The 7,816-nt window shown below is 65.4% G+C and carries 8 protein-coding genes; 1 reads left to right on the top strand and 7 read right to left on the bottom strand.

The genetic code is table 11. The features are described from left to right. Complete coding sequence (locus RDM88_RS10390) at positions 1-984, bottom strand: Gfo/Idh/MocA family oxidoreductase (RefSeq protein WP_308754774.1); 984 nt, start codon at positions 982-984, stop codon at positions 1-3. 152 nt (positions 985-1,136) lie between these two features. On the opposite strand from RDM88_RS10390, the gene RDM88_RS10385 reads away from it, so the two are divergent. Further along, positions 1,137-2,039: a LysR substrate-binding domain-containing protein gene (locus RDM88_RS10385; protein ID WP_308754773.1), complete on the top strand. Its 903-nt coding sequence runs from the start codon at positions 1,137-1,139 to the stop codon at positions 2,037-2,039. A gap of 57 nt (positions 2,040-2,096) precedes the next feature. Here RDM88_RS10385 and asrC read toward each other — a convergent pair whose 3' ends face one another. The 6 genes from asrC to RDM88_RS10355 all read right to left on the bottom strand — a co-directional run. Next, a complete protein-coding gene (asrC, locus tag RDM88_RS10380; protein WP_308754772.1) occupies positions 2,097-3,131 on the bottom strand; it encodes a sulfite reductase subunit C in 1,035 nt (344 codons plus the stop codon). Positions 3,132-3,146: 15 nt separating this feature from the next. Next, entirely contained in the window at positions 3,147-3,938 is a 792-nt protein-coding gene (asrB, locus tag RDM88_RS10375; protein ID WP_308754771.1) for an anaerobic sulfite reductase subunit AsrB, read from the bottom strand. 16 nt (positions 3,939-3,954) lie between these two features. Then, a complete protein-coding gene (gene asrA / locus RDM88_RS10370) occupies positions 3,955-4,989 on the bottom strand; it encodes an anaerobic sulfite reductase subunit AsrA (protein WP_308754770.1) in 1,035 nt (344 codons plus the stop codon). A 179-nt stretch (positions 4,990-5,168) separates the two neighbouring features. Continuing rightward, entirely contained in the window at positions 5,169-6,443 is a 1,275-nt protein-coding gene (gene hemL / locus RDM88_RS10365; RefSeq protein WP_308754769.1) for a glutamate-1-semialdehyde 2,1-aminomutase, read from the bottom strand. Then, the gene (gene hemB, locus RDM88_RS10360) at positions 6,443-7,426 is read right to left on the bottom strand and encodes a porphobilinogen synthase (protein WP_308754768.1); all 984 of its coding nucleotides are present in this window, start codon (positions 7,424-7,426) and stop codon (positions 6,443-6,445) included. Before hemB ends, hemL begins: the two co-directional genes overlap by 1 nt. Position 7,427: 1 nt before the next feature. Continuing rightward, on the bottom strand, positions 7,428-7,816 hold a 389-nt coding region (locus tag RDM88_RS10355), incomplete at its 5' end, for a uroporphyrinogen-III synthase (RefSeq protein WP_308754767.1).

Genomic DNA, 7,816 nt, shown 5'->3' with positions numbered 1-7,816 from the left:
TTACGGCATGTCGTCGGCGGGAAAACGGATGCCGCACTGCCGCCGCGCCTCGTCCAGCAGCTCCATCGCGGCGAGCGACCGGCGGCGGTGGGGGGCCTCCCCGCGGCCCGTTTCAGCCATTTCGAGGAACGCTTCCAGCTCGTACCGCATATCGTGCTCCGCCGTTTCCACCGGGAGGGGCTTTTCCCCCTGCCCGCCCCGCAGAGAGAGCCGGATATCCCCCAGGTGGCTGATGTCCCCGAGGAAGATGCTGCCGTCCTCCCCCTGCAGCTCGCTGCGGTCGTCCATGCCGCTGATCTTCGAGTAGAGCAGTTCGGCGGTCATCCCCCCGTAGGACGCGAGGATGGTCCCCGCGCCGTCCACCCCGTTTTCGAGCTTCACGCAGGCCGCCTGAATCCGATCCGGCTCCCCGAAGAGGAGAAGCAGCAGATGCACGCAATAGACGCCGATGTCCATCAGCGCGCCGTTGGAAAGCGCGGGGTTGAAGGCGTTTTCGACGACGCCCGCGCGGAACCGGTCGTAGCGCGAGGAGTATTTGCAGAAGCTGAGCACCGCGCGGCGCATCCTGCCGATTCGCGGGAGCGCCTCGCGCAGCTGCCCGAGGGAGGGCAGGAACGCCGGGCGCATCGCTTCCAGAAGCAACGCCCCGCCGTCGTCCGCGGCGGCGTACATCTCCCGCAGCTCCCGCGCGTTGGAGGCGGCGGGCTTTTCGCAGAGCACGTGCTTTCCGGCGCGGAGCATCTCCACCGCCTGCGCGCGGTGCAGGGCGTTGGGGCTCGCGATGTAGACCGCGTCCACCTCCGAGCAGGCGGCCAGCTCGTCGAGTTCGGTGAAGACCCGGGGCGCGCCCCACTTCGCGGCGTACTCCCTCCCGCGCGCTGCCGTGCGGGAGCAGACCGCCTCCAGCCGGAATCCCGGGACCTCTCCCGCGGCCGTCAGGAGCCGGTCGGTGATAAAATTGGTGCCGATAACAGCAAATCGCATGACGAGTTCCCCCTGTCTTTTCTTCGATTCTCTTACACTGTACCGCATTTCCCCGGGAATTCCAATCCCCTCCGCGCAATTTTGTCCGGAGATTTGATACCGGGGCCGATAGGTGGTATGATAGGGACAACACATTGAGGGGAGTGACCGGGGTGTTCGAGGAACTGCGGACCTTTGTGGAGGTTGCGGAGAGCAAAAACTTTACGCGCACGGCGCAGAAGCTGAATTTTTCCCAGCCCACCATCAGCCAGCAGGTCAAAAAGGTGGAGATCTTCTTCGGCGGGACAAGCCTGCTCACCCGTTCCGCCGTTTCCCGGCAGATCGAGCTGACCGAGGCGGGCGAGGCGGTCTACCGCTGCGCCAAAAAGGTGCTGGGTACCCTGGAGGACGCCTTCGGGGAGCTCGACCGCATCCGGCGCAGCGCCGCCGTCCGGCGGCTGGAGATCGGCGCGAGCATGACGATCGGCGACCACATGCTCCCCAGGGTCCTGGCGGCTTTCTGCGGGCGGTATCCCGACGTGCGCGCGGGGGTACTCGTCGGCAACACCCGCGAGATCTGCGACGCGCTCGAGGAAGGGCGGATCGACGTGGGGCTCATCGAGGGGCGGGACATTCTCCACAGCTTCCAGCGCACCGACTTCTACACCGACCACCTCGTGCTCGCCGCCTCCCCCGCCCTCGCGCGGGAGCTCGGCGACGCCAGCCCCGGCAGGCTGGGCAGGCTTCTGTGGATCACCCGCGAGCAGGGGTCCGGCACCGAGCAGTACCTCGACAGCTTCATCTCCTCCAACCACATCCGCGTGGAAAACCGCATCGAATACAACTCCAATTTCGCCATCAAGGAGGTCGTCAAGCGGGGGCTCGGCGTCTGCTTCCTCTCCCGGCTCGTCATGCTCGACGAGTTGCGCACCGGCGAGCTGGTCGAGCTGCCCGTCCGGAGCTCCTACACCCGCGACTTCTCCTACATCCTCCCGGACAACCGTCCCCTTCCCGATGCCATCGGGGCCTTTCTGGACGTTCTCGGCGAGGTCTGCGCCTCCTTTTCGGAGGGCTGAACGGCGTCGAAAAAGCCTCCCGCGCGAATGCGCGGGAGGCTTTTTCCGGTTCATCCGTTATTTCTGCGGGCCCGCCTTGGGGTGCTCGGAAAGCGGGATCACGTTGATCTGCGCGCGGTACTCGGTCTCGGTCCACAGGATGCGCTGCGCCACCGTCGCCTCGGGGTTCAGCGTGACGCCCTCGAGCATCATCTCCTTGAACCTGTCGTAGCCGGCCATATCGATCAAATGGCCGCCGTGCATGTAGACGGGCTGGTGGTCCAGCACCCAGGCGGAAAACTTCTGCCAGTTGCCGATGACCGCGAGCAGGACGTCCTCGGTGACCCAGTTGAGGAAGGTCTTGCCCATGCGGGGGGACTGCTTGCCCGTGCGCCCGCCCACCAGCACGCGGAAGAACTTGGTGGGCTTGCGGGTCCACGCGCCCGCGGGGCAGACGGTCGCGCACTCGCCGCACCCGACGCAGCAGCAGGTGTCCTTGGCGATCTTTTTGTCCTCGGTGAAGGAGAGCACGCCGGTCGCGTGCTTTTTGCACGCGTCGATGCACATGCCGCAGCCGATGCACCGCTCGTAGTGGTAGACCATCTTGGAGATGCCGACGATGCCGAAATCGTTGAAGTGGCCCTTGCCGCAGTCGTTCGGGCAGCCCGAGAGGGACATCTTGATGTGGTAGTGGCTCGGGAAGACGAGCGGCTCCAATTTGCGGGCGAGGTCCTGGGTGTTGTAGTTGGCGAGGATGCAGTGGGTGTTGCCGATGCAGGCCATGATGTTGCGGGAACCGATCGTCGGGTAGCCCGCGTCGGTCTCCATCTCCACGCCGCACATATCGCACTCGACCTCCTCGAGGTACCGGGATATGTAGTCGTTGACCGCCGGGATGTCCTCGTATTTGACGCCCGGCACGTTGAGGGTGTGGCGCATGCCGACATGGAAATTGCCGTTGCCCCACGTCTGGCAGATATACTGGACCCGCTCGAGGTGCTTTGCGTGGATCATCGAACCGGGCACCCGTAGCTGGAGCATGAACTCTCCCGGCACCTTCGACTGCCGCCAGCAGTTCTTCTGGAGTTTTTTAACGTTGATATCCTGATTCATCCGCTTGCTCCCTCCTCAATCCAACAGGTCTTTGGCGACCGTATAGTTGAATACGGGGCCTTCCAGGCAGACATAGGTCTCGTCAATGCGGCAGTGCCCGCATTTGCCCACGGCGCAGGACATCTTGCGCTCGAAGGAGACCCAGATCTTTTCGTCCGGGATGCCGAGCTTTTTACATTCCAGGCCGCAGAAGTGCATCATGACGGGAGGCCCGACGATGATCACCGCGTAATTTTCCCCGAAGGAGTCGAACGGCACCTTTGGGATGTGCGTGGTGACAAGCCCCGTCTCCCACCCCTCGCAGACCTGGCAGTCGAGGGTGTAGGTCGTGCGGAACTTCTCCGCCCAGCGCTTCAGGTCGGGGCGGAAGAGGATGCAGTCCTCGTTTTTGTAGCCGCAGACGAGGTCGACGCTCTTGACGAAATCCGGCTCGGCGGCGCATTTGTTGAGCAGGCTGCGCACCGGCGAGACGCCCGTGCCGCCCGCGACGACGACAAGGTGTTTTCCGCGCAGCTCGTCGACCGGCCAGCCCTTTCCGTAGGGGCCGCGCACGAAGAGCTCGTCTCCCGGCCGGAGGGAGAAAAGCTGGTCGGTCACCTTGCCGACCGAGCGGATGGTGAACTCCATCCATCCCTCCCCGAAATTGCTCACCGAGATGGGGCACTCGCCGACGCGCGGGAGGGAGAGCTGGAAGAACTGCCCGTGCTGGGGACGCATATCCGTCTCAATCCGGAAGGTGTATTCCAGATTGGTCTCCCGGACGATATCCAGAATCTTGTGGGGTTTTGGCATGACGGGATTGCTCATCGGTATCCTCCTTCTCTCACTGGCGTCCGGCGGCGGCGATCTCTTTGAGCGCGGCGGCCATCTTGTTGATGGTGGCGGGGAACGAGATGAACTTCGGGCATCTCGCGCTGCACCGCCCGCAGCCCACGCACATGTGGAAATCGCCGAAGCGGGCCTTGTAGTCGTGCACCTTATGCAGGACGCGGTAGCGCATCCGGTCGGCCGCCGTCGTGCGGAACTCGTGCCCGCCCGCCATGCAGTCGAAGCCCGCCACCTGGCAGGAGGCCGCCACGCGGCGGCGTTCGCCCGCGTGGGCGTTTTCGTCGTAGATTTTGTCCACCGTGGTGAAGCAGGTGCAGGTGCTGCACGCGACGGTGCAGCTTCCGCAGCTGATGCAGCGGTCGTTGAACTCCTGCCACATCGGATGCCTTTTGAGCTGGTTGAGCGCGTCCTTATTGGGAATCTCGGGAATTTCCACGGTGAAATCGTTTTGCTCGATGAACCGGACCTCGAACGGCTCCTCCCGGCTCCCCGCGAAATGGGGGGCCAGCTCCGGGTCGGGAACAGTGAAGAGCAGGCCGTTTCCATCGCGCCGGACGGCGGCGGAGTAGTCGTTCGTGCGGTTGGCACCCATCGAGACGCAGAAGCAGGTGTCCCACCCCCCGACGCACTCCATCATCACAAAGCGCACCCGGTCGCGCACCCGCTGATAGAACACGTCGGCGACGCCGCCGTTTTCCAGGTAGATCTTGTCCTGGTGCTCAAACGCGTTGATGTCGCAGGGGCGCAGGAAGATGAGGAGCTTTTTGCCGCCCGTGCGGCTTTCGCGGTATTCGTCCTCGGTAAAATAAAAAATGGTCTGGGTGATCGGGCTGACGACCTCCTTGGCCGAAAAGTCCGATTTGCGGTCCCAGACGATCTCTTCGGCCCGTTTCACCCGGTCGTACCGGACCAGGTCCGTGTCGGAATAACGGCCCTGTTTTTCAAACAGCTTCGGCGCGTAGATTTCATACTCCGCCGACAGTTTCCGGAAGAGCTCGTCTGCCTCCGGATAGCTCAAGCGATATCCCATCTGTTTTTATCCGCCTTTCCTCGTAGGATGGAGCGTCCCCGGACGGCACGGCTCCCTTTGTGAATAGTATAACATGGTTGACGGGACGCTTGCCAATTGAAAAAACGAATCGGGTGGATAGGGTTTGGCAATGGGAAAGGGCCGCCGCGGAAAACCGCGGCGGCCCTTTCCGGTTTCATTCAGTTTTTTTCCGCGCGGAAGAAATCCGCGATGCAGGCGGCCAGGGCGTCCACGTCCTCCTCCGTGTGCGCGTCCGAGAGGAAGAGGGCCTCGAACTGGCTGGGCGCGGTATAGATTCCCCGGTCGAGCAAAAACCGGAAGCAGCGCGCGAACCGCCCGGCGTCGGCCGCCTTCGCCGTCGTGTAATCGGTGACCGGGCCGGGTGTAAAAAAGAGGCAGGAGAGCGATCCCGCGCCCGTCACCGTGCAGCCGGGCGCGGCCTGCCGAAGTCCGGCGCGCAGCCTCAGCCCGAGGCTTTCGACATGCGTGTAGACCTCCGGGTGCTCCCGCAAAAAGCGAAGCTGGGCGAGCCCCGCCGCCATCGCGACCGGGTTGCCGCTGAGGGTTCCCGCCTGGTAGACGCTCCCCACCGGCGCGACCCGCTCCATGATCTCCCGCCGCCCGCCGTAGGCGCCCACCGGCATCCCCGCGCCGATGATCTTGCCGTAGGTGACGAGATCGGCCTCGACGCCGTACCGCTCCTGCGCGCCGCCGAACGCCAGCCGGAAGCCGGTGATCACCTCGTCGAAGATGAGCACCGCGCCGTTTTCGTCGCAGAGCCGCCGCAGCCCCTTCAAAAAGCCGTCGGCGGGTTCCACCACGCCCATGTTGGCGGCGACCGGCTCGACGATGACCGCCGCGATTTTCCCCGGATTCTCCGCGAAGAGCCCTTCGACGCTTCCGAGGTCGTTGTAAGCGGCGGTCAGCGTGTCCCCGGCGCAGGACGCGGGCACCCCCGCGCTGTCCGGCACCCCCGCCGTCATCACGCCCGAGCCCGCCTTCACAAGCATCGCGTCGCTGTGTCCGTGGTAGCAGCCCGCGAATTTGACGAGCTTGTCCCGCCCGGTGAAGCCGCGCGCCGCGCGCACCGCGCTCATGACCGCCTCGGTACCCGAATTGACCATCCGTACCATCCCGACCGACGGGACCGCCCCGCAGACGAGCTCCGCCATCTCCACCTCGCGTTCGGTCGCCGCGCCGAAGCTGAGGCCGTCCTTCACCGCGCGCTCGACCGCCTCACGCACCGCCGGGTGATTGTGCCCGAGAATCATCGGCCCCCACGAGCCGACGTAATCGGTGTATTCCCGGCCGTCCGCGTCGTAGATTTTCTGCCGGTCGGCGCGGGAGATAAAGCGCGGGGCCAGCCCCACCGAGCCGAACGCCCGCACCGGGCTGTTGACCCCGCCGGGAATGACCGCTTTCGCCCGCGCGAACAGCTCCTCCGAACGCCCCATCAGCCGATCCTCCCCTCGTCGATCCAGCCCGCGAGCTCCTTGGCATAGTAGGTGATGAGGATGTCCGCGCCCGCGCGGAAGACCGACACCGCCGCCTCGCAGGCGACCGCCGCCTCGTCGATCAGCCCCGCCTTCCCCGCCGCCCGGATCATCGCGTATTCCCCGCTGACGCTGTAGGCCGCCAGCGGCAGATCGAACCGCGATTTGACCTCCCGCACCACGTCGAGGTAGGAGAACGCGGGCTTCACCATCAGGATGTCCGCCCCCTGCTCCACGTCGAGGGCCGCCTCCCGGACCGCCTCCCGGACGTTGTGGTAATCCATCTGATAGCCCCGCCGGTCGCCGAAGGCGGGCGCGGAGCCCGCCGCGTCGCGGAAGGGGCCGTAGAAGGCGGAGGCGTATTTGACCGCGTAGGACATGATCGGCGTGTCCGCAAAGCCCGCCCCGTCGAGCGCCCAGCGCAGCGCGAGAATCCGGCCGTCCATCATGTCGGAGGGCGCGACCATATCCGCGCCCGCCCGCGCGTGGGAGAGGGCGGTTTTGGCGAGCACCTCGAGGGTCCTGTCGTTGTCGACCTCGCGGCCGTTTAAAACGCCGCAGTGCCCGTGGGAGGTGTATTCGCACATGCACACGTCGGTGATGAGATAGAGTTCGGGGAAGTCCCGTTTGGCAAGCCGCAGCGCCTGCTGCACCGCGCCCTCGTCATCCCACGCGCCCGAACCGCATTCGTCCTTATGCGCGGGCAGGCCAAAAAGCAGCACGGCGGGCACCCCCGCATTCCGCACCTTCTCAAGCTCCGCGTGCAGCATGTCGGGGCTGTAACGGAACTGCCCGTCGAGCGAGGGGATCGGTTCGGCGATCCCCCTTCCCTCCTTGACGAAGATCGGGTAGACCAACGCGGATTTCGACACCCGCGTCTCCCGCACCAGCCCGCGGACGGCGGGGGTTTTCCGCAGCCTTCTCGGCCTCTCAATAAGCTCCATATCAATTGCGCTCCTTCTCGCTCAATTCCGTCATCCGCCTTGCCATCGCGTCGAGCGACGGCTCCGCGGCGATCTCCACCCGCATTCCGTATTCCCGCGCAGCCGCGGCGGTCGACTCCCCGATGCACACCGCGCAGACCCGCTGATAGTCCCGTTTCCCGAGCGTCTCCACAAACCCGCGGACGGTCGACGCGCTGGTAAACGCCACATAGTCGATCTCCCCCGCGTCGAGCAGCTCCGCCGCGCGCTCCGCGTCCGGGTGGGCGCAGCGCGTCTCGTAGAGCGGGAGGTCGTCATAGGAAATCCCCGCCGCGTCGAGCGCGCGCGTCAGGTCGGGCGAGCCCTCCCGCGCGCGGCAGATGAGCACCCGCTCCCCCGCGGCGCGTCCCG

This window comes from uncultured Anaerotruncus sp., assembly GCF_902490045.1.
Classification (GTDB): domain Bacteria; phylum Bacillota; class Clostridia; order Oscillospirales; family Ruminococcaceae; genus Anaerotruncus.
This window is presented reverse-complemented; position numbering and strand designations above follow the sequence as displayed.